The sequence below is a fragment of the Comamonas thiooxydans genome, assembly GCF_002157685.2.
Classification (GTDB): Bacteria; Pseudomonadota; Gammaproteobacteria; order Burkholderiales; family Burkholderiaceae_C; genus Comamonas; species Comamonas testosteroni_H.
Genome location: NZ_AP026738.1, coordinates 5,314,470 through 5,334,461, shown reverse-complemented (window position 1 = coordinate 5,334,461; position 19,992 = coordinate 5,314,470). Strand labels below are relative to the sequence as shown.

The 19,992-nt window shown below is 65.3% G+C and carries 21 protein-coding genes; 7 read left to right on the top strand and 14 right to left on the bottom strand.

Features of this window, described 5'->3' with window-relative positions:
* Positions 1–12: 12 nt before the first annotated feature.
* The 3 genes from CTR2_RS24835 to CTR2_RS24825 are packed head-to-tail and all read right to left on the bottom strand — an operon-like array spanning position 13 to position 3,553.
* A complete protein-coding gene (locus tag CTR2_RS24835; protein ID WP_087080185.1) occupies positions 13–1,107 on the bottom strand; it encodes an NAD(P)H-dependent flavin oxidoreductase in 1,095 nt (364 codons plus the stop codon).
* Positions 1,104–2,330: an acyl-CoA dehydrogenase family protein gene (locus CTR2_RS24830; protein WP_087080187.1), complete on the bottom strand. Its 1,227-nt coding sequence runs from the start codon at positions 2,328–2,330 to the stop codon at positions 1,104–1,106. The genes CTR2_RS24835 and CTR2_RS24830 overlap by 4 nt, the downstream gene beginning before the upstream one ends.
* Before the next feature lie 26 nt (positions 2,331–2,356).
* Positions 2,357–3,553, bottom strand: a complete 1,197-nt coding sequence (locus CTR2_RS24825; protein WP_087084420.1) for a CaiB/BaiF CoA transferase family protein — start codon at positions 3,551–3,553, stop codon at positions 2,357–2,359.
* A gap of 104 nt (positions 3,554–3,657) precedes the next feature.
* On the opposite strand from CTR2_RS24825, the gene CTR2_RS24820 reads away from it, so the two are divergent.
* The 4 genes from CTR2_RS24820 to CTR2_RS24805 all read left to right on the top strand — a co-directional run bounded on the left by CTR2_RS24820 (position 3,658) and on the right by CTR2_RS24805 (position 7,804).
* Positions 3,658–4,623, top strand: coding sequence for a LysR family transcriptional regulator (locus CTR2_RS24820; RefSeq protein ID WP_254913204.1), 966 nt, complete (start codon positions 3,658–3,660; stop codon positions 4,621–4,623).
* A 192-nt stretch (positions 4,624–4,815) separates the two neighbouring features.
* Entirely contained in the window at positions 4,816–5,808 is a 993-nt protein-coding gene (locus CTR2_RS24815) for a Bug family tripartite tricarboxylate transporter substrate binding protein (protein WP_176391575.1), read from the top strand.
* Between the two features lie 3 nt (positions 5,809–5,811).
* The gene (locus CTR2_RS24810; RefSeq protein WP_087080191.1) at positions 5,812–7,041 is read left to right on the top strand and encodes a M20 aminoacylase family protein; all 1,230 of its coding nucleotides are present in this window, start codon (positions 5,812–5,814) and stop codon (positions 7,039–7,041) included.
* Between the two features lie 7 nt (positions 7,042–7,048).
* Positions 7,049–7,804, top strand: coding sequence for a phosphoribosyltransferase (locus CTR2_RS24805; RefSeq protein WP_087080193.1), 756 nt, complete (start codon positions 7,049–7,051; stop codon positions 7,802–7,804).
* Between the two features lie 122 nt (positions 7,805–7,926).
* Here the strand turns inward: CTR2_RS24805 and CTR2_RS24800 are convergent, their stop codons facing one another.
* The 7 genes from CTR2_RS24800 to CTR2_RS24770 all read right to left on the bottom strand — a co-directional run bounded on the left by CTR2_RS24800 (position 7,927) and on the right by CTR2_RS24770 (position 13,491).
* Entirely contained in the window at positions 7,927–9,111 is a 1,185-nt protein-coding gene (locus CTR2_RS24800; protein WP_087080195.1) for a DSD1 family PLP-dependent enzyme, read from the bottom strand.
* Positions 9,095–9,736: a histidine phosphatase family protein gene (locus CTR2_RS24795; RefSeq protein WP_003068775.1), complete on the bottom strand. Its 642-nt coding sequence runs from the start codon at positions 9,734–9,736 to the stop codon at positions 9,095–9,097. Before CTR2_RS24795 ends, CTR2_RS24800 begins: the two co-directional genes overlap by 17 nt.
* A gap of 212 nt (positions 9,737–9,948) precedes the next feature.
* Entirely contained in the window at positions 9,949–10,431 is a 483-nt protein-coding gene (locus tag CTR2_RS24790) for a YjjA family protein (RefSeq protein ID WP_087084422.1), read from the bottom strand.
* Positions 10,432–10,534: 103 nt separating this feature from the next.
* Positions 10,535–11,236, bottom strand: a complete 702-nt coding sequence (locus CTR2_RS24785) for a DUF4136 domain-containing protein (protein WP_087080196.1) — start codon at positions 11,234–11,236, stop codon at positions 10,535–10,537.
* Positions 11,237–11,319: 83 nt separating this feature from the next.
* Entirely contained in the window at positions 11,320–12,315 is a 996-nt protein-coding gene (ttcA, locus tag CTR2_RS24780) for a tRNA 2-thiocytidine(32) synthetase TtcA (RefSeq protein WP_087080198.1), read from the bottom strand.
* Entirely contained in the window at positions 12,309–12,680 is a 372-nt protein-coding gene (locus tag CTR2_RS24775; protein ID WP_003050921.1) for a dihydroneopterin aldolase, read from the bottom strand. Before CTR2_RS24775 ends, ttcA begins: the two co-directional genes overlap by 7 nt.
* Positions 12,681–12,705: 25 nt before the next feature.
* Positions 12,706–13,491 carry an SDR family oxidoreductase gene (locus tag CTR2_RS24770; protein ID WP_087080200.1) on the bottom strand — a complete coding sequence of 262 codons (786 nt, stop codon included), beginning with the start codon at positions 13,489–13,491 and terminating at the stop codon, positions 12,706–12,708.
* A 9-nt stretch (positions 13,492–13,500) separates the two neighbouring features.
* On the opposite strand from CTR2_RS24770, the gene CTR2_RS24765 reads away from it, so the two are divergent.
* The gene (locus CTR2_RS24765) at positions 13,501–14,628 is read left to right on the top strand and encodes a class I SAM-dependent methyltransferase (RefSeq protein ID WP_176391576.1); all 1,128 of its coding nucleotides are present in this window, start codon (positions 13,501–13,503) and stop codon (positions 14,626–14,628) included.
* A gap of 20 nt (positions 14,629–14,648) precedes the next feature.
* On the opposite strand, the gene CTR2_RS24760 is transcribed toward CTR2_RS24765, so the two are convergent.
* Positions 14,649–15,635 (bottom strand): Bug family tripartite tricarboxylate transporter substrate binding protein, encoded by a 987-nt coding sequence (locus CTR2_RS24760; RefSeq protein WP_087080202.1) that lies wholly within the window; start codon positions 15,633–15,635, stop codon positions 14,649–14,651.
* Between the two features lie 208 nt (positions 15,636–15,843).
* On the opposite strand from CTR2_RS24760, the gene CTR2_RS24755 reads away from it, so the two are divergent.
* Together CTR2_RS24755 and trxC are read left to right on the top strand one after the other, a co-directional pair.
* Positions 15,844–16,044, top strand: coding sequence for a DUF2905 domain-containing protein (locus CTR2_RS24755; protein WP_012839950.1), 201 nt, complete (start codon positions 15,844–15,846; stop codon positions 16,042–16,044).
* 121 nt (positions 16,045–16,165) lie between these two features.
* Positions 16,166–16,600, top strand: a complete 435-nt coding sequence (trxC, locus tag CTR2_RS24750) for a thioredoxin TrxC (RefSeq protein WP_087080204.1) — start codon at positions 16,166–16,168, stop codon at positions 16,598–16,600.
* A gap of 75 nt (positions 16,601–16,675) precedes the next feature.
* On the opposite strand, the gene adhP is transcribed toward trxC, so the two are convergent.
* From adhP to CTR2_RS24735, 3 genes are all read right to left on the bottom strand, one after another.
* On the bottom strand, positions 16,676–17,710 hold the full coding sequence (gene adhP / locus CTR2_RS24745; RefSeq protein ID WP_087080206.1) for an alcohol dehydrogenase AdhP: 1,035 nt from the start codon (positions 17,708–17,710) through the stop codon (positions 16,676–16,678).
* Between the two features lie 236 nt (positions 17,711–17,946).
* The gene (locus tag CTR2_RS24740; RefSeq protein WP_087080208.1) at positions 17,947–19,209 is read right to left on the bottom strand and encodes a multifunctional CCA addition/repair protein; all 1,263 of its coding nucleotides are present in this window, start codon (positions 19,207–19,209) and stop codon (positions 17,947–17,949) included.
* Positions 19,210–19,268: 59 nt separating this feature from the next.
* Positions 19,269–19,949, bottom strand: coding sequence for a glutathione S-transferase family protein (locus tag CTR2_RS24735; protein ID WP_087080210.1), 681 nt, complete (start codon positions 19,947–19,949; stop codon positions 19,269–19,271).
* Positions 19,950–19,992: the final 43 nt, after the last annotated feature.

The window sequence follows — 19,992 nt, the reverse complement described above, 5'->3', positions numbered from 1 at the left end:
GTCTCTCCGGTTCTAGGCGATGTAACCCGCCATTGATTGCAGGGCCTGGCGTGTCTCGGTCACCAGGCGGTCCATCACGGCGGCCACGGGTTCGATCCCGCGCAGCCAGTGCACGCTCTGCCCCGCAGCCTCGTATATCAGCGGCCCGATCTGGTGCTGTTCCACCGCTGCCAGCAGATCGCCGGTGAGAGCCTGCTGGTAGGGCATGGACAGTGGCTCGGGCGCTCCGGGCTGTGCCCAGGCGTCGCTGAACGCGCTGCGCAGCACACGGCAGGGCTTGCCGCTGTGGGCGCGCGTGATCACCGTGTCTTCGCTGTCGGCCGCGATCAGCTTCTTCGCCAGCGCCTGCGGCATTTCGTGCTCGCGCGTGCCCAGCCATAGAGTGCCCAGCCATGCCCCCTGCGCGCCCAGTGCCAGCGAGGCAGCCACCTGTGCCCCGGTACCGATGCCACCGGCCGCGATTACTGGCCGGCCCTCGGCTGCCGCCACGATCTGCGGCACCAGCGTGAAGGTGCCGATGGGCCCTGTGTGGCCGCCCGCGTCATAGCCCTGGGCCACCAGGACGTCGGCCCCGGCAGCGATCGCCTTCTGCGCATGGCGCACGCTGCCGACCAGTGCGATGGTATGCAGGCCGCGCGCCTTGACGCGTGCCAGCGCCTCCACCGGCGTGCCGACGCCGGCGGCAAAGACCTCGATATCGCTGTCTGCAATGGCGTCCACCTGCTCCTCGAACAGGCTCTGCGAGCGCACGTACTGCGAGAAGAAGTTGCCTTCGGTGGCCGACGGAACGTCGTATTGCCTGAACAGGCCCTGCACGAAATCCCTGTGCCCCTGCGGCAGCGCGGCAGCCACGGCTACGCGGTCGTCGTGTTCGGGCAGGCCGGTGGGCAGCAGCAGGTCCACGCCCACCGGGTGGTCGGGGCACAGTTCGCGCAGCTGGCGCAGCTTCTGTTGCAGCTCGTGCGGGCCGTCACGCGCGGCTGCATAGACGCCCAGCCCGCCGGCCCGTGAGATAGCGGCGGCCACTTCGATGCGGTGGGCCAGACCAAAGATGGGCAGACGTATGCCCAGCCGGCGGCAGAGGTCGTTGGTCAGTGCATTGCTCATGTCCACAGCTCCGGCTCCATGTCCAGGCAAGGGTGCTGCGGCAGCGCTGCGGCGCGCCGCAGCACATGGCGGCCGATCAGCGTCTTGTGAATCTCGCTGGTACCTTCGCCGATCTGGTTCATCTTGGCGTCGCGCAGGAAGCGCTCCAGCGGGAAGGCCTTGAGGTAGCCGTTGCCGCCCAGCAGTTGCAGGCAGTCGACCACGATGCGCATGCACAGGTCGGTGGCATGCAGCTTGGCGATCGATGCATGGATGGCCACGTCGGCATCGCCTGCGTCGTAGCGCTGCGCGGTGCTGTAGACCAGACAGCGTGCAGCCTCGATCTGGGCTGCCATCTCGGCCACCATCCACTGGATGCCCTGGTGCGCACCCACCGGCTGCCCGAAGACCTGGCGCTGGTTGGCGTACTGGGCGGCAATCTGCAGCGCGCCTGCGGCGCGGCCCAGCGCGATCGCAGCGTGGCCGATGCGTGCGCGCAGCAATGTGTCCTGCGCCAGAGCCATGCCTTCGCCTTCCTTGCCGAGCAGGTGCTCTGGCGCGATGTGCACGTTGTCGAAGCTGACCAGCGCGATCGGCACGCCGTACCAGCCCAGCTTGGGAATCACCGGCGATACCGTGATGCCGGGCGTGTCGCGCGGCACGACGAAGGCGCTCAGTCCGCGGCCGCCGCCGGGACCGTCCGCCTGGCGCGCTACCACCACGAACATGTCGGCTACGTTGGCGCGGGTGATGAACTTCTTCTGGCCATTGAGCGTCCAGCCGCCCTGCGGTGCCGGCGCATAGTGCGCCCCCAGCCGCGCCACGTCGCTGCCTGCGCCGGGCTCGGTCAGTGCAAAGGCCGACTGGCGTGCGCCGCTGGCCAGATCGGGGATCAGCGCGCTGCGCAGCGCCTCGCTGCCGCCGGCCACGATGGGGCGCGAGGACAGGTCGGTGCCTGTGACCAGCGAAGCGGCCGTCGAACACACAGACGCTACTTCCTCGATGATGCGCACGCGCAGCATCATCGACGCCTCGCTGCCGCCGTGCGCGCGCGGGAAGGCGGTGGCGACGATGCCTTCGCGACATAGCAGCCGGAAGGTATCCCAGGCGAAGACGTCCTGCTGCGCCACGCGGTCAGCGTCCGGACCGATGCGCTCGGCCACCAGCGTTCTCACGCGCTCAAGCAGTGCGGCTTCATCGGGCGACAGGCGCACAAGCGGGTGGTGGGGTTCGGGAATCGACATGGGGTCTCCTTTGTTTCAGGTCTGCCTCAGATGACGCCTGCCTCGCGCAGGTGGGCCAGTTCGGCGGCAGGCATTGCCAGCTCGGCCTGGTAGAACGCTTCGTTGTCCTGCCCCAGTGAACCGCCGGCGTGGCGGATGCTGCCGGGCGCTCGGGCGAACCGCGGCACGACATTGGCCATGCGCACGCTGCCGAAGTCCCGGTCGGGCACGTCGCAAAGGGCCTGGCGAGCGCGCATGTGCGGGTCGGCCTCGATCTGGTCGATACCGTAGACCGGGGCGATGGTGCCCTGCGCCGCCTCGAAGGCGGCAAGCACCGCCGCCAGCGGATGTGCTGCGCACCAGGCCGCGAAGATGCCGTTCAGCTCCTGGGCATGCTGCACGCGGTCACGGTTGTTGGCGAAGCATGGCTCATCTATCAGTTCGGGCCTGCCTATGGCGCGGCAGTTGTTGGCAAACATGGCATTGGTGCTGCCCGACAGCGATACCCATTGCCCGTCGGCAGTGCGGTAGACCGCGGCCGGTGCAGAGTACTGGTTGGCATTGCCCGAACGCTGATACACGGTGCCTAGCTGCTCATGCTGGATGGGCAGGAACTCGAGCAGCTTGAGCGTGGCCTCGGTCAGCGACAGATCGATTTCCTCGCCTGGAGCCTGCGGGTTGCGGGCGCGGCGCCACAGCGCAGCCAGCACGCCTACCGCACCGAACAGTCCGCCGACGTTGTCGGCCAGTGGGTAGCCGGAGTGCATGGGCGCTCCCTGGGCTTCGCCGCTGATGTAGGTCAGGCCGCCCATGGCCTCGAACAAGCGTGCAAAGCCCGGCCGGTCGCGGTAGGGACCGCTCTGACCAAAGCCCGTGGTGCGCAGTATCACCAGGCTGGGCTGGGCCTGCCACAAGGCCTCTTTGCTCAGGCCCCAGCGGTCCAGCGTGCCGGGGCGGAAGTTCTCGATCAGCACATCGAACTGAGGCAGCATGCGCAGCAGCAGCGCGGCGCCCTCGGGCTTGCGCAGGTCGAGCGTGACCAGGCGTTTGCCGCGGTTGGTCACTTTCCACCACAGAGGCTTGCCGTCCTTGTGCGGTGGAAAGTCACGCATGCCGTCGCCTGCGCCGGGCAACTCGGCCTTGACGACGCTGGCGCCGTAGTCGGCAAGGAGGGCCGCGGCCGAGGGCGCGGCAATGATGGTGGCGATGTCCAGGACGCGCAGTCCGGTGAGAGGTCCGTTCATGGTGTGCATGTCTCCTGCAGGTCAATGTAGGAAACAGCTAGCCGCGAGCCAACCAGAAATATGAGAATCAGATATCTCGTTTTCAGATGGATGCAGAAGCTGCCATGACCCACGCCACCGAAGCCCTGGAGTTGCTGACACTGAAGTCGCTGAGGACGCTGGCCGCCGCGATCCAGGGCGGCAGCCTGACACGCGCGGCCGTCGAGCGTGGACTGGCGCAGTCGGCCGTGAGTCGGCAGATCGCCGAACTGGAGCGTGCGCTGGGCGGCGCGCTCTTCTATCGCACCGGACGCGGCGTCAAGCCCACGGCACTGGCCGAGCAGATGCTGCCGCGCGTTTCGGCTTTGCTGTCCGAGGCCGAGGCGCTGGTGCGCCTGGGCAAGGAGCTGACCGGTGTGCCCAGCGGCCTGGTTACGCTGGGCCTGGTGCCGGGTGTGGCCGGCTTCATGGCTGCGGCGCTGTATGGCGAGGTGGCACAGCGCTTTCCCGAGATCCGGCTGCGCGTCATAGAGGGCTATAGCGGAGACATGGAGGTGGCGCTGAGCCAGGGCCGCATCGACATGGCGATCCTGAACCGTTACCGGGCCAGAGGCAGCAACAGCTATCGCAAGCTGGCCGATGCGCAGATCTGCGTGGTGGGCCGCCCGCGTGTGCTGCAGCGCATGCTGGCGCCGGCGGATACGGCCCTGCCGGCCAGCATGGCCCTGCAGACGCTCGAGCGCCTGCCGCTGGTGCTGCCGGTGCCTCCCAACGCCATCCGCAACCTGCTCGATGAGCAGACAGGCCGACAGGGGCTGAGCCTGAACGTGATCCTGGAGGGGAGCTCCTCGGTGATCCTCAAGAGCATGCTGGCTCGGCACGACTGCGCCACGCTGCTGCCGCGCCATGCCGTCAGCGAGGAGCTGGCCTGTGGCAGCCTCGCAGCCATTCCACTGGCGGAGCGGGTGTTTCGTCAGCATGTGGTGCTGGCTACCAGCAGTCAGCGTCCTTTCACTCTGGCAGGCAAGGCGGTGGCAGCCCTGGTAGCCGAGACAGCCGGTGCCCTGATGGCCCGACAGGCAGTGATCTGAGGTCGTGGATCAGAGGCTTCCACGGGTAAGCATCGATTGCTAAGTAGTTTTATTTATGAGATTTCGCGAGAAGCGAACCGATAATTTCGCCCATCTCCCCGGTCAGCAAGCTGTCTTGACCCGCCGGCCTGCACGGGCACTCCGCCGTCCGCATGCTGCGGCAAGGTGCCCGTGACCCACTGCTACCTGTACATGTCCATACCACGCCGCTCTCTTGTCGCGACCGCCGCCCTGATGGCTGCGGCCGGTTTTTCCGCTCCCGTTCTTGCCGCGGCCGATGCCTGGCCCGCCACCAAGCCCATCACGTTGATCGTGCCGTTCAGTGCCGGTGGCAATGTGGACACCACGGCGCGCCTGATCGGCCAGAAGCTGGGCGAGCGCCTGCACCAGTCCATCGTGGTGGACAACGTGCCTGGCGCCGGCGGTGTGCTCGGGGTGAGCAAGGCCGTCAAGGCGCCGGCCGACGGCTATACCTTGCTCATGGGCTTCGACGGCCCCATCAGCATTGCCCAGCTGGTGAATTCCGCCGTCAAGTACGACGCCGAAAAGGATCTGACACCCGTGGGGCTGACCACCATCGCCCCCGTGGTCGCCGTGGCCCGACCCGGCCTGCCGGCGCACAATCTGAACGAGCTGATTGCTCTGGCGCGCTCCAAGCCCGGATCGTTGACCTACGCCACTTCGGGCGTGGGCACCATGCTGCATCTGGCCATGGAAATGCTGCAGGAGCGTGCCAAGATCAAGCTGGTGCATGTGCCCTATCGCGGCGGCGCCCAGATCACCAGCGACGTGATGGGCGGTCAGGTCGATGTGGGCATGCTCACCACCGTGAGCGCCGTGCCCATGATCCAGCAGAAGAAGCTCGAAGGCCTGGGCGTGACATCGGCCAAGCGCATCGATGCCATCCACAACGTGCCCACTTTTGGCGAGACGGCCGAGCTCAAGGGCTTTGACCTCAATACCTGGACGGGCCTGTTCGTGCCCGCCAAGACACCTCAGGCCGTGGTCACGCGCCTGGCCACCGAGCTCGATGCCGTGCTCAAGATGCCCGAGGTGCGCAAGCGCCTGGAGGACGGCGGCGCCACGCCCGGCTCCGGCACCCAGGCCAGCTTCGTCCAGTTCCTGAAGAAGGAAAAAGCCGGCTATGCCCAGATCGTGAAGTCGGCCAACATCCAGGCGGAATAAGCCATGGCTGCGCCGCTGAACCCTGTCCACGCTGAAATCCATCCGCCCGTGCTGCCCGAAGTGGCAGCCATTGCGCAGGAAATGCTGGCCCTGCGCCACGATCTGCACGCCCATCCCGAGCTGGCCTACGAAGAGCATCGCACCGGCGATATCGTGGCGGCCAGGCTGGCCGAATGGGGCTACGAGGTCCATCGCGGCCTGGGCGACACCGGCGTGGTGGGGACGCTGCGCTGCGGCGATCACCCGGATGGCAAGCACATCGGCAAGCGCCTGGGCCTGCGCGCCGACATGGATGCACTGCCTATCCGTGAAACCACGGGCCTGCCCTATGCGAGTCGTCACGACGGCAAGATGCATGCCTGCGGCCACGACGGGCACACGGCCACGCTGCTGGCCGCGGCCAGGGTGCTGGCCGGGCGCAAGAATCAGCTCCAGGGCACGCTCCATTTGATCTTTCAGCCCGCCGAGGAAGGCCATGGCGGCGCGCAGAAGATGGTGGAGCAGGGCCTGTTCGAGCTGTTTCCCTGCGATGCGCTCTACGCGTTTCACAACGAGCCCGGCTACCCGGCAGGGCAGTTCGGCTTTCGCTCGGGCGTGATGTATTCCAGCTCGGACACGGCCATCATCACCATCCGCGGCAAGGGCGGCCATGGCGCCATGCCCCATGTTGCCGTGGACCCCATCGTCGTGGCCTCGCATCTGGTGCTGGCGCTGCAGACCATACGCTCGCGCGAGATCGACCCCAACGACATGGCCGTGGTCACCATCGGTGCCATCCACGCGGGCGATGCGCCCAATGTGATTCCCGAAACCTGCGAGCTGCGCGTGACCATCCGCGCGCGCTGCCCAGAGGTGCGCCAGCAACTGCGCGAGCGCATCACGGCCATGGCCCATGCCCAGGCCGCAGTCCACCGCGCCACGGCCGAGGTGGACTACAAATGGCGTTATCCGCCCGTCATGAACGACAAGGCGGCTACCGATTTCGCAGTCGGTGTGGCCCGCGAATTCCTCGGCGAAGCATGGTTGATTCCCGATCTGCAGCCGCTGCAGGCCAGCGACGACTTCGCCATCATGCTGAACCAGGTTCCCGGCAACTATTTCATCGTCGGCAACGGCATGGGCGAGGGCGGTTGCATGGTGCATAACGCGGCCTATGACTTCAACGACAACCTGCTGCCGGTCACGGCCTCGTACTGGGTGAGGCTGGCCGAGAGCTATCTGCGCCGCGACTGAGTTTTGTATGAGTGAAATTGCACCCGTGGCCGATCTTTCCGGCCAGAACCTGCCCGGCTTCGATGCCACGACCGACTACTGGCAAGCCACCGTCACCGAGGCCGATCTGAGCCAGTCGCCACTGCCGCCCTATGCGAAGAGCTATCCGGCCAGGCTGCCCGACGGCCGTTATCTGCTGCTGCCACTGCGCGGCATGCCCACGGCCGACGGTTCCGCCCCCGACCGCTGCGTGGCGTCGCTGATTGCCAACCAGGCTTCCATTGAAGTGGTCGAGCAATTGGCGCAGCACATGGCGCAAGGCGCCGGGGCGCATGACTTCGATGTGGTTGTCGGTCTGCCCACGCTGGGCCTGGCCTTTGCGCCGCTGGTGGCGCGCCACCTGGGCCGCAGCCGCTATGTGCCGCTTGGTTACTCGCGTAAATACTGGTATCGCGACGAGCTCTCCGAGCCCGTCAGCTCCATCACCACGCCGGGCAAGGGCAAGCTGCTCTATATCGACCCCAATCAGCTGAGTCTGATCACTGGCAAGCGCGTGCTGGTGGTGGACGATGCCGTGAGTTCGGGCACGACCATGGTGTCCGGTCTCAAGCTGCTCGAGCGTTGCGGCGCCGAAGTGGCCGCCATTGCCGTGGCCATGCGCCAGGGCACGCAGTGGCAGCAGAAACTGGTGCGTGCCGATGGCAGCGCCATCCCCGTGGTCGCGGCCTACGACTGCCCGCGCATGGAGCGCCGTGCCGACGGCTGGTGGCCTGAAAGCCTGTAAAAAAGAGAGCTTCTGACGCCTTTCATATATGAGTTTCAGCTTATTTATGCCTTGAAATCATTACATGAAATGCGCTGATAGCTCTTTTTTTAATAGCAATCAAAGCTCGAAGCCAGAGCACATCAGGTCAGCGCGCCGCGCCCGTCGACGGTGAAGATGCGCTCGACCACGCCCTTGAGCCGTCCGCCGCGCACGCCGATCAGATGGTCGTGCAGATTGACAGTGGGGTCGCAGTGGCCGGGAATCAGCCACAGGCTCTCGCCCAGCGCTGGCAGCCATCCGCTGTGGTTGCCCGCGTCGGCATCGGGGTGCAGCACGCCATGCTCGTCGCCGCCGTTGGCAAAGCGCAGCGCGTTTTCGGGCGGCAGCGCATGCAGCCTGGGCAGGCCGGAGTCTATGGCATGGGCCTTGTGGCCGGCGTCGCAGACGGCATGCCCGCTGCTGAGCGACATGACCTGGGTCTTGACGTAGAGCGCATGCTCGAACAGGGGCTGGGCCGCGTCGCGCTGGTTGGCCGCGTAGTCTGCATCCATGAATAGGAAGGAGCCGGGCTGGATTTCTCCATAGATGCCGCTGGCGGCCTCGTTGACCATGGTGCCCGTGCCGGCACCCGTGATCAGCGGAATGGCCAGGCCGGCGCGGTCGAATTCATGGCGCGTGCGGTTGACGAGCTTGAGCACCTGCTCGATGGCTGCCTTGCGCTCGTCGGCTCCGCGCAGATGCTGGGCGCCGCCGTGATAAGCCTGCAGACCCGCAAAGCGCAGCGTGGGCTGGGCGGCAATGGCCTGTGCCAGCACCAGGGCGGCTTCGCCGGGCTCTGCGCCGCAGCGGTTCTGGCCGACATTGATCTCCACCAGCACATCCATGGCTGCATCGCCTGCCTGCGCATCCTGCAGGGCCCGCACCAGCCGCGTGATGCCTTCCTCGCAATCCACGGCCAGGGCCAGCCGTCCGCCCTGGGCATTCAACGCCTTGGCCAGAGCCGCCACGCGCGCCAGCTTGGTCTGGGCGATGACTTCGTTGCTGATGAAGATATTGGTGATGCCGCCCCGGGCCAGTGCCTCGGCCTCGCTGACTTTCTGCACGCAGTGGCCGCAGGCGCCGGCATGCTCGAGCAGATGGGCGATATGAGCGCTTTTGTGCAGCTTGGCATGCGGGCGCCAGAGCACGCCATGCTGCTGGGCAAAGCGGGCCATGCGCTCGATATTGCGGTCCATGGCGTCCAGGTCGATGACCAGCGCGGGCGTGTCTATGCGTTTGACGGCCTGGCCGACCAGGGTCTGCAAATGCTCAGGAATGTGCTTCATCTCGGCTGCCTTGCTGAAGGTGTGCGGTATCTGCCCAGCCTACCAAAGACAGGCCGTCGGGCGTCCAGAGCAGGCGATTGATGGCGCAGTTGCTCAGCTCCCAGGTGCGTGGCGTCTGGAAATCCTGGCGCGTGGCCAGTCTGTAGAGCACATCCATCACGCCGCCATGGGCGACCAGCACGATCTGCTCGCCCTCATGCTGGCGTGCAATCCGGTCCACGGTGGCAAAGATGCGTTCGCGCAAGGCCTGCAGCGAGTCGCCACCTCCGGGCGGGGCATAGGCCGGATTGCGCGTGCGCCAGAGCTGGGCGTCCTCGGGCTGGGTGGCTTCCACATCCTTGAAGGTGCGGCCCTGAAAATCGCCGAAGCAGCGCTCGCGCAGGCCGGCGGTGGTGTGCAGAGGTGCACCGGATCTCTGGGCAATCGCCTGCGCGGTGACATGGGCACGCTGCAGGTCGCTGCTGTAGATGGCGGCAATGCTCTCGTCGGCCAGCGCCTGGGCCGCCTGCTCGGCCTGCCACAGGCCGGTGTCGTTCAAGGGGATATCCAGATGCCCCTGGATGCGTCCATCGACATTCCAGGTTGTCTCTCCGTGCCGGATGGCAATGATGCGCGTGGCGTGCATGTCTTGGCTCGTTCAGCGTAGGTTGTTTTATTGAACAGTCATTGTCTTGCAAACAAAGTGTGCCTGTACCCCGGTCTGTTGTTACAGACTTTTCGACGCTCGTCCTGCATCGTGGCGCAGCCGGCAAGAAAAAAAGGCCTGCAACCATGGTTGCAGGCCTTTGGGCATTGCAGCGCTTGCGCATCAAGCGCCGGCTGCCATGTTTTTCGGTGTCAGATCAGCGATTTGGCATTGTCCAGCACAAAGTCGCAGGCCTTTTCCTTGAGGTTGCTCTTGACCTTGTCCAGGCTGAAGCTCTTGCCGTCGGCGCCCGTGACCATGCCCATCAGACCATTCTGGTAGCCCTGATCCTTGGGTTCTTCCTTCTGGCCCAGGCCCAGCTTGCCCAGCAACTGATTCTTGACCTGGGCGGCCTTGTCGGCGTTCAGGTAGTTGTTCTTCATGCAGTAGGTGAGGACGCCGGCGGCATTGCTGGCCGTGCCGGAGCTCAGGTTGCCCAGGCCCAGGGCCGACAGTGCCGAAGAGCCTCCGGAGCCGCCGAGCATGCCGCCCAGGCCAGAAGCGCTCGAGCTGCTCTCGGCCGCGCCGCCGCCCAGCTGGCCGCGCAAGGCATCGCCGAGGCCGCTGGCATGGGCGCTGAAGGAGCCCGCGGCCACTGTGGCGCAAAGCAGGGTGGAGAGAGCAAATTTCTTCATGGCAGTCATCCTTTTCATGGCGAGGGCCCAGGCAGGAGGCCCCGGTTAAAGCCGAGCTGCACGTTAGCACGCGGCAGACCCGGCAACTGTCGAAGATTGCAAATCAACGTGCCGGCGTCACGGTGGCCGGTGCCACGGTGGCCGGGGCGGCTGGTGCGACCGATGCGGCGGGCTGTGCGGGTGCAGGCGGCTGGATGACGGTGCGCACATTGCGCGGGCCCTGCGGCGGCTTGGGGAAGCCCGTCAGCGCCGCATCAAACAAGATGCCGAAGATGGCCGGGTCGTCGGTCCACACATCCTGGCGCTGGGCCGAGGTTTCGTAGACGATCTGCTGGGTCTTGATATCGCGCATGACGATGCTTACGGCGCGGTAGTACTCCAGCGGCGGTTCGTTGAACATCATGCTGCCGCCAAAACCCATGCCCCAACCGCGGCCGTAACTCATGCCCCAGCCCCAGCGCGGGCCCCAGTAGGGGTCGTAGTAGGGCCAGCTGGCCCAGTCGCGCGCATAGCGGGCCATGGCGCTGATCTGCACCACCAGGCTGGCACGCGAGTCATCGCGCGTCAGGCCGACGCGGGCCAGCGCATGCTGGGCCTGGGCTTCCACGGCCGCGAAGTTCACCTGGCCTTGCTGCGAGGGCAGGGTCTCCAGCCGGTAGGTGGCCGGCACGGGAATGGTGTTCAGTGCGGAAAAACTCTGCACCGTGCTGTTGACCTCACGCACCGTGCTGCAGCCGGCCAGCAGAGCCGTCGCAGTCAGGGCCGCAAGGCCGATCCAGCGTAAGGAGGTTTTGCGCAGGTTCATGATGATTTCTCTGAAAACGACAAAGGCCCATGGGATGGGCCTTTGATTGGACTGCAGGGTCCGGTTTTAGTTCAAAAGTCCGCTCAGGACAGTTGTACCACTTGTACCCCGCCGGGCAGGGCGGCCATGGTTGGCAGCTCTTCATGGTCAAAGGCCATGTCGCCGTTGGGATCGGCAATTCCCGTGGCCTTGGCGTTCCTGAAGTCGTGCAGCTGGGGGTCCATCATGTGGGTGGTCACGATATTGCCCATGGCGCGGAACATGCTCTCGATGCGACCGGGGAACTTCTTGTCCCACTCGCGCAGCATATTGCCCACGGCCACGCGCTGCAGGCCGTCCTGGCTGCCGCAGAGGTTGCAGGGAATGATGGGGAAGTTCTGGTACTGGGCCCAGCGCGTCGTGTCCTTCTCGGGCACATAGCACAGGGGGCGGATCACCACATGCTTGCCGTCGTCGCTGACCAGCTTGGGCGGCATGCCCTTCATGCGGCCGCCGTAGAACATATTGAGCATCATGGTCTGCACGATGTCGTCGCGGTGATGGCCCAGGGCCACCTTGGTGCAGCCCAGCTGGTCGGCCACCTTGTACAGGATGGCGCGGCGCAGGCGCGAGCACAGGCCGCAGGTGGTCTTGCCTTCGGGCACGACGCGCTTGACGACGCTGTAGGTGTCCTGGTTCTCGATGTGGTAGTCCACACCGATGCTCTGGAAGTACTCGGGCAGCACATGCTCGGGGAAGCCGGGCTGCTTCTGGTCCAGGTTCACGGCCACGATGTCGAACTTCACGGGCGCACGCTTTTGCAGCTTGCGCAGAATGTCGAGCAGGGTGTAGCTGTCCTTGCCGCCGGACATGCAGACCATGACACGATCGCCTTCCTCGATCATGTTGTAGTCGAGGATGGCCTTGCCGACTTCGCGGCACAGGCGCTTCTCGAGCTTGATCTGTTCGCGCTCGATCTTGATCTTGCCGGGCTTGGCGGCTTCTTCGGCGTTGGCGTTCTCTGCGGCCGCAGCATCGGCGGCTTCTGCCTCTTCGGCAATCCAGGGGTTGTCGTTTACTGCATTCATGGGGTTCACCATTGTCCGGTTTCGATGCGAATGGCTACTTCGCAGTCGTCAAAAATTTCCAGCTTCGCAATTTTCACACGCACGCCACGCACGCCGGGCAGCTGCAGCAGGCGCTGGGCCAGCTTGCCGATCAGGCTCTCGAGCAGGTTCACATGCTCGGAGGTGCATTCGTCGATGATGATCTGGCGCACCTTGCGGTAGTCCAGCACGTGGAGGATGTCGTCATCGCGCGGAGCCAGGGGCTGGGGGCCGAGGTTGAGTTCGGCGTCGACCTGGATCGGCTGAGGCTCTTGTTTCTCATGCGCAAGAATCCCCAGGCTGGCGTCAAAGCGCAGGCCGGTGAGCGTGAGAATCTGTTGTCCGGAAGTGGAAGTCATGGGAAAGGGTGCGGCCTCGGTGGGCTCACATCATCGAAAAATCGCGCTCGAAGCGCTGTAAATGTTGGCCGCCGTCCACCAGCATGGTGGTGCCCGTCATGGATCGGTTTTCCAGTGCAAAGCACACGGCGGCGGCAATGTCCTCGGACGAGGAGGAGCGTCCCAGCGGGCTCATGGCGTGCAGGGCCTCGAACTTTTCCTGGCTCAGCATATGGCTGGTCAGCGTCAGGCCCGGTGCCACGCCCACCACGCGCACGCTTGGGGCCAGAGCCAGGGCCAGCATGGTGTTGGCGGCTTCCAGAGCCGCCTTGGAGAGGGTGTAGCTCAGGAAATCGGGGTTCTGGTTCCAGAGCTTCTGGTCCAGCACATTGACCACGGCGCCCTGGGCCGACTCTTCGCCCGCCGCCACGCGCTCCTGCACATGGGCGTGCAGAGCCTGGGACAGCAGGATGGGAGCGCCCGTGTTGCTGCGCAGGTGAGCTTCCAGCGCCACATAGCTGAAGCTCTGGGCATCGTCGTGTTCGAACAGCGAGGCGTTATTGACCACGGCGTCGATGCGGCCAAAGCGCTCCACCACACGCGGCACCAGCGAGCGCACGGATTCCTCGTCAAAGAAATCTGCATCAAAAGCGGCGCTATCGCCTGACAATTCTGCGCAAGCAGCTACGGTTTGCATAGCTTGATCGCGGGAGTCGCGGTAGTGCACAGCCACTTGCCAGCCCGCGCGGGCCAGGGCCAGGGCCATGTCACGTCCAAGGCGACGGGCAGAACCGGTCACCAATACTGTGCGTGGTCGGGCGGGTGAGGACATTCGTGGAAAATGCGGGTTGTGACGACAGAACCCTCAAGTTTAACGAGCGCCTTGCAATCCCGCATTGCCAAGGAGATTGCCGCCGTGGGCGGCTGGTTGCCTTTCGACCGTTTCATGGAGCTGGCGCTCTATGCACCGGGCCTGGGCTATTACGCCAATGAAACGGCCAAGTTCGGCACCATGCCGGAGTCGGGCAGCGACTTTGTGACGGCGCCGGAAATTTCGCCTATTTTTGGTCAGCTTGTGGCGTCCCAGTTACGGGAAGCGCTACAAAAAACGAATACCCGCGAGATCTGGGAATTCGGCGCCGGCACGGGCGCGCTGGCGCTGCAGATCCTCGACGAGCTGGCGGCCCAGGGCGCGTTGCCCGAGCGCTACACCATCGTCGATCTCTCGGGCACGCTGCGTGCGCGCCAGAAGCTGGCGCTGACGCGGTACGAACATCTGGTGCGCTGGGTGGACGCGCTGCCCGAGACCATGGAAGGCGTGATCATCGGCAACGAGGTGCTGGATGCCATGCCGGTGCAGCTGTTGCAGCGCACCCAGGGCCAATGGCATGAGCGCGGTGTGGTGCTCGGCGCAGACGGCGATGAAGCGGCCTTTGCCTGGGAGGACCGGCCCACCGAACTGCGTCCGCCTGTGGATATCGGTGGCCCGCATGATTTCCTGACGGAAATCCACCGCCAGGGCGAGGCGTTTATCCACACCCTGGGCGAGCGTCTGACCCGGGGTGCTGCCTTCTTCATCGACTATGGCTTTGGCGAGAGCGAGTACTACCACGAGCAGCGCCATATGGGGACCCTGGTCTGCCACCACCAGCATCAGGTGGACAACGATCCGCTGGTGCTGGTCGGCCTCAAGGACATCACGGCCCACGTCAATTTCACGGGCACGGCCGTGGCGGCCCAGGATGCGGGCTTCGACGTGCTGGGCTATACCAACCAGGCGCACTTTCTCATCAACTGCGGGCTTGCGCCCCGGCTCGATGCGGCCGGCATCAAGGCCAGATCCATGGCCTCCAAGCTGGTCATGGAGCATGAGATGGGCGAGCTGTTCAAGGTCGTTGCCCTGTCCAAGGGCGTCGAGCCCTGGACGCCGCTGGGCTTTGTGCAGGGCGACCGCACGCATCGGCTATAGCGTCTGCGTGCCTGAGGCGCCTATTGCTTTTCGAGCTTGGCAGCCTGGATGATGCTGCCCCAGTGCCTGTACTCGGTGCGCGTGAAGTCGCGGAACGCGCTTGAGCCGAGCAGGCGGGGCTCGCCGCCGAGGGCCGCGACCCTGGCCTTGAACTCGGGGCTGCTGGCCACCTTGAGCGTGGCCGCTTCCAGGCGCTGGACCACGGCGCGCGGTGTTCCCTTGGGTGCCAGCACGCCGTTCCAGGTGGCGGTGACAAAGGACGGAAAGCCGCTTTCCTTCATGGTCGGAACCTGGGGTAGCATCGGCAGGCGCTCGGCCGAGGTCACGGCCAGCGCCTTGAGCTTGCCGCCCTGGATGAAGGGCAGCGCCGGTGTGATGTTCTCGAAGATGAAATCGATCTGGCCGCCGATCAGGTCGGTGAGTGCCGGAGCGCTGCCCTTGTAGGGCGCATGAACCAGATCCAGTTTGGCGGCGCTCTTGAGCAGCTCACCCGACAGATGCACGGTGGAGCCCATGCCCGGCGAGCCATAGCTCATCCCGGCGCGGCGCTCGCGCGCGTAGCTCACCAGTTCGGCCACCGATTTGACCGGCGTTTTCGACTCGTTGACCACCAGCACATTGGGAATCGAGGTCACCAGAGCGATGTACTCGAAGTCGTCCAGGCTTTTCTCGCTGAGATTGCGGTACAGGCTGGGATTGATGGCCTGAGTGCCCGCCGTGCCGAACAGCAGCGTGTAGCCGTCATTGGCGGCGGCTGCGACGCGGCTGGCACCGATGGCACCGTTGGCTCCGGGGACGTTTTCCACCACGACCGGCTGTCCCAGGGCCTCGGCCAGGCCCTGGCCGACCAGGCGCGCCACGACATCGGTATTACCGCCGGGCGAGAAGGGCACGACCAGCTTGAGCGGGCGATTGGGGAAGCTGTCGGCGGCGGCCGGCAGGGCCAGGCTGGCGCCCAGCAGCGCCGCGGTCAGGAGAATCTGTTTGCGTGAGAAGGTCAGGGGCACGGTATGTCTCGTTGTTTGTTGTTGGCGGGCCGCGACGGCAGACGCATGGGCCCGATCCCTGCATGGCGCAGGGCTTGGACATCATGGGCAGAGGGAGGAATTGAGGTCAATCAATCTTTGGGAAGCATGTCATGCATAAACGGAATGGCTGCCTGCCCGCATGGGCGCTCAGGCCCTCGGCGCGGCAGGCCTCTATACTTGCAGCCTCATGATTCGCTGGTTGATCGTCATTTTTCTGGCCCTGTTGCTCGTCAACGGGCTGCACGGCTGGCTGCAGCGCATAGGGCTGGGGCGTCTGCCCGGCGACTTCCGCTTCCGGCTGTTCGGCAAGGAATTTTTTCTGCCCGTGGCCAGCACCGTGCTGCTCAGCGTGGTGGCGGCGCTGATTGCCCGCTTTGTGAAGCTCTGAGAACGTAAACACGTTCTGAGGCGGGCCGACTTGAATCTGCAGGCTTTGGCTGCACATACGGACCTGAGCCCGAGCAGTGCCTGCTGGCACCGTCAGGCATTGCCAAAGAAAGGTTGCCCCTGTGTCCGAATCCCTGCACTACGTCTGCCCTCATTGCCACACCACCAATCGCATCGCCAGCGACCAACTGGGCAATCAGCCCGATTGCGGCAGCTGCCACCAGCCGCTGGTGACGGGCGAGCCCGTGGCCCTGGACAACGACAGCTTTACCCGGCACACCGGGCGCAGCCAGTTGCCCGTGGTCGTGGATTTCTGGGCTCCCTGGTGCGGCCCCTGCCGCATGATGGCTCCGGCCTTTGCCCAGGCGGCCCAGCAGCTGGCGGGGCAGGCGCAACTGGCCAAGCTCGATACCGAGGCTTATCCACAGGCCGCCGCGCCGCTGGGCATACGCAGCATTCCGACCATGGTGGTCTTCAAGGAAGGCCGCGAACTGGCCCGCATCTCCGGGGCACTGCCTGCCTCGGAGATCGTGCGCTGGGTGCGCTCGGTGAGCTGAGCGGCGGATTTTCCCGCTCCTGGCTGCATCACCAGGGCATGGCTTCCAGTGACGCAGCCGGGGCGTTAGCCTTGCTCAGGCGGCGATGTCCAGCACCACGCGGCCTTCGATCTTGCCTGCGTGCATGCGGGCAAAGATGTCGTTGATGTTTTCCAGCTTGTCGGTGGAGACGGTGGCCTTGACCTTGCCCTGGGCGGCAAAGTCCAGCGACTCCTGCAGGTCCAGGCGCGTGCCGACGATGGAGCCGCGTACCGTGATGCCCTTGAGCACCATGGAGAAGATCGGCAGCGGAAAGTCGCCGGGCGGCAGGCCGTTGAGCGAAATCGTGCCGCCGCGACGCACCATGCCCAGAGCCTGCTCGAAAGCCTTGGGGGATACGGCCGTGACCAGCACGCCGTGGGCGCCTTCGATCTCTCTTTGCAGGTAGGCTGCCGGATCGGTGTTCATGGCGTTGACGGTGACGGTGGCGCCCAGCTGACGTGCCAGAGCAAGCTTGCTGTCATCGATGTCGACGGCCGCGACGTTGAAGCCCATGGCCTTGGCATATTGCACAGCCATATGGCCCAGGCCGCCGATGCCCGAAATCACCACCCAGTCGCCGGGCTTGGCGTCGGTGACTTTCAGCCCCTTGTACACCGTGACCCCGGCGCAGAGTACGGGAGCGACATCGATAAAGCTCACGTTGGACGGCAGATGGCCCACATAGTTGGGATCGGCCAGTGCGTAGTCGGCAAAGCCGCCGTTGACCGAATAGCCGGTATTGGTCTGAGATTCGCACAAGGTTTCCCAGCCGCCTATGCAGTGGCGGCAGAAGCCGCAGGCGCTGTGCAGCCAGGGCACGCCTACGCGATCGCCTTCCTTGACATGCTTGACGTTCTTGCCCACCGCAGCCACATAGCCCACGCCTTCGTGGCCGGGAATGAAGGGCGGATGAGGCTTGACAGGCCAGTCTCCTTCGGCCGCATGCAGATCGGTGTGGCAGACGCCGGAGGCGGCAATCTTGACCAGGATCTGATCGTCTGCCGGTCGAGGGACCGGCATTTCTTCGATCGTGAGCGGCTTCCCGAAGGAACGCACCACGGCGGCTTTCATGGTCTGGGGTAAGGACATCAGAGCACCTCCTTGAAGTAGAAGGCAAGGCCCAGACCTGTAGGCCGGACACTTGCCCGTCAAAGAACCATGCCGGTATGGCATGGGTGTTGCAGCGGGCTTCGTGACCCGCTGCATGGCCCCGGCGGAGCGAACCGCCGCAGCCGTCTCGTACTGTGCAATGGCTGCAGCATAGCTTCTTTGACTTAACTCAAGTCGCGCCCATCCCTGCCGCGCGGGCCTCGGCGCGCGGACGGCTAGGCGCCGCCTTCCAGATAGGCTGCAATCGCCTGCTCGCGCGCCTTGCTCACGGCATCGCCAATGGCCTTGCCCTTGAGGCCACGCTGCGCTGCCGCCTGGGCAACGGGGGCGGTCTCCACGGCGAGAGCCGCCTTCAGGGCATTGCCCAGGCGCTGGCGCTGCGGATACGCCGCCTCTTCAAAGCCCAGCCGGCCGCGTGCATCGCATTCGCAGGCCAGCAGGGCTTCCTCGAAGCGCTGGGGCTTGCGGATGGCATCGCAGCGCTCCAGCAGGCGCAGCAGGGCGGCGGCATTGAGTTCGTTGCTGCGGTGGAGGTTGCCATGTTCGCGCGCCACGACCTCGGCCAGCTCCTTGCAGTCGTTGGGCACGCGCCAGCGCTCGCAGACCTGCAGCAGCAGGCGGGCGCTGCGCTGTTCATGGCCGATATGGCGGGGCAGCACATCGGCCGGCGTGGTGCCTTTGCCGAAGTCATGGCACAGGCAGGCAAAACGCACGGACAGCGGAGCCTGCAGACGCGCCGACATGTCCAGCACCATCATGGCATGCACGCCGCAATCGATCTCGGGGTGGTATTCGGCGCGCTGGGGAACGCCCCAGAGTCTGTCTAGCTCGGGCAGCAGCCGGACCAGCGCCCCGCATTCGCGCAGGATGTCGAACATGCGCGAGGGCCGCTCCTCCATCAGGCCGCGGCTGATTTCCTGCCACACGCGCTCGGGCACCAGGGCATCGACCTCGCCGGCGGCCACCATCTCGCGCATGAGTTCCATGGTTTCGGGCGCGACGCGGAAGTCGGTGAAGCGCGCCGCAAAGCGCGCCAGACGCAGAATGCGCACCGGGTCTTCGCGAAAGGCATCGGTCACATGGCGCAGCACGCGGTCCTTCAGATCCTGCTGGCCGTGATAAGGATCCACCAGGTCCTGGAGCTCGTCCTTGCCTCTCCAGTCCGCAGGAGCGGCGATGGAGTTGATGGTGAGATCGCGCCGCGCCAGGTCTTCTTCCAGCGTCACATCGGCGGCGGTGTGAACCACAAAGCCGCGATAGCCCATGCCGTTCTTGCGCTCGGTGCGCGCCAGCGCGTATTCCTCATGGGTCTGGGGATGCAGGAACACCGGAAAGTCGCGCCCCACGGGCACGAAGCCGCGCGCGCTCATCTGCTCCGGGGTGGCGCCAACCACCACCCAGTCCGTGTCGTTGACGGGCAGGCCCAGCAATGCATCACGCACCGCGCCGCCTACCTTGAAAACCTTGAATTCACTCATGCTGCAATGGTAGTGGCTGCGCGTCGGCCTGCAGATACCGCGATTGCGGGATTGCTGCCTCAGCGCTGCTGGCGATAAGGCTCTTCGAACTGCAGAAAGTCCTGCTCGGCCAGGGCCGCCTGAATCCATTCCTGGGTGGCGGGCAGCTGGGTGACGCGCTGCACATAGGCGCGTACCGGGGCCGAGGTCGGCAGGCCGTAGCTGTTGATGCGCATGCAGACCGGCGCAAAAAAAGCATCGGCAATGCTGAACTGGTCAAACAGCATGGGGCCGCTGGCGGCGTTCAGCAGCGGGGTCCAGAGTTCCTCGAGCTGCTGGACATCGCTGCGCAGGTCAGCATGCTCGGCCCAGAGCCGGGCGCCGGTCTCCTGCAACTGGGCTTCGATATTCATGGGGCAGAAGCTGCGCAGCGCACCGAAGCCGCTGTGCATCTGCGCCACCAGGCTGCGCGCGCGGGCGCGCTGGGCCACGGTCTGTGGCCACAGGTGCTTGTCGGGGAAGCGCTCGGCCAGGTATTCGCAGATGGCCAGGCTGTCCCAGATGACCAGCCCCTCGTCGACCAGCAGCGGCACCTTGCCGGTGGGGGCGAGTGCCAGCGCCTGCAGCTTGAAGCTGGAGTCGGGGGCAAAGCTGTCAAAGCGCAGTGTGAGCTCTTCGAAGCTGATGCCGCTTTGGCGCATCAGCACCCAGGGCCGCATGGACCAGGATGAGTAATTCTTGTTGCCGATATAGAGCTTCATGGCGGACTCCTGTGTGTATCTGCCGCCGAGCTTATCAAGCTTG

Coding starts and splice junctions, on each gene's coding strand:
- CTR2_RS24795 (WP_003068775.1), bottom strand. CDS start 9,736: ATGCACGCCACGCGCATCATTGCCATCCGGCACGGAGAGACAACCTGG.
- CTR2_RS24775 (WP_003050921.1), bottom strand. CDS start 12,680: ATGACTTCCACTTCCGGACAACAGATTCTCACGCTCACCGGCCTGCGC.
- CTR2_RS24765 (WP_176391576.1), top strand. CDS start 13,501: ATGCGGGTTGTGACGACAGAACCCTCAAGTTTAACGAGCGCCTTGCAA.
- CTR2_RS24835 (WP_087080185.1), bottom strand. CDS start 1,107: ATGAGCAATGCACTGACCAACGACCTCTGCCGCCGGCTGGGCATACGT.
- CTR2_RS24790 (WP_087084422.1), bottom strand. CDS start 10,431: ATGAAGAAATTTGCTCTCTCCACCCTGCTTTGCGCCACAGTGGCCGCG.
- CTR2_RS24770 (WP_087080200.1), bottom strand. CDS start 13,491: ATGTCCTCACCCGCCCGACCACGCACAGTATTGGTGACCGGTTCTGCC.
- CTR2_RS24800 (WP_087080195.1), bottom strand. CDS start 9,111: ATGAAGCACATTCCTGAGCATTTGCAGACCCTGGTCGGCCAGGCCGTC.
- CTR2_RS24830 (WP_087080187.1), bottom strand. CDS start 2,330: ATGTCGATTCCCGAACCCCACCACCCGCTTGTGCGCCTGTCGCCCGAT.
- CTR2_RS24810 (WP_087080191.1), top strand. CDS start 5,812: ATGGCTGCGCCGCTGAACCCTGTCCACGCTGAAATCCATCCGCCCGTG.
- CTR2_RS24740 (WP_087080208.1), bottom strand. CDS start 19,209: ATGAGTGAATTCAAGGTTTTCAAGGTAGGCGGCGCGGTGCGTGATGCA.
- CTR2_RS24735 (WP_087080210.1), bottom strand. CDS start 19,949: ATGAAGCTCTATATCGGCAACAAGAATTACTCATCCTGGTCCATGCGG.
- CTR2_RS24805 (WP_087080193.1), top strand. CDS start 7,049: ATGAGTGAAATTGCACCCGTGGCCGATCTTTCCGGCCAGAACCTGCCC.
- CTR2_RS24825 (WP_087084420.1), bottom strand. CDS start 3,553: ATGAACGGACCTCTCACCGGACTGCGCGTCCTGGACATCGCCACCATC.
- CTR2_RS24755 (WP_012839950.1), top strand. CDS start 15,844: ATGATTCGCTGGTTGATCGTCATTTTTCTGGCCCTGTTGCTCGTCAAC.
- CTR2_RS24820 (WP_254913204.1), top strand. CDS start 3,658: ATGACCCACGCCACCGAAGCCCTGGAGTTGCTGACACTGAAGTCGCTG.
- adhP (WP_087080206.1), bottom strand. CDS start 17,710: ATGTCCTTACCCCAGACCATGAAAGCCGCCGTGGTGCGTTCCTTCGGG.
- CTR2_RS24815 (WP_176391575.1), top strand. CDS start 4,816: ATGTCCATACCACGCCGCTCTCTTGTCGCGACCGCCGCCCTGATGGCT.
- CTR2_RS24785 (WP_087080196.1), bottom strand. CDS start 11,236: ATGAACCTGCGCAAAACCTCCTTACGCTGGATCGGCCTTGCGGCCCTG.
- ttcA (WP_087080198.1), bottom strand. CDS start 12,315: ATGGTGAACCCCATGAATGCAGTAAACGACAACCCCTGGATTGCCGAA.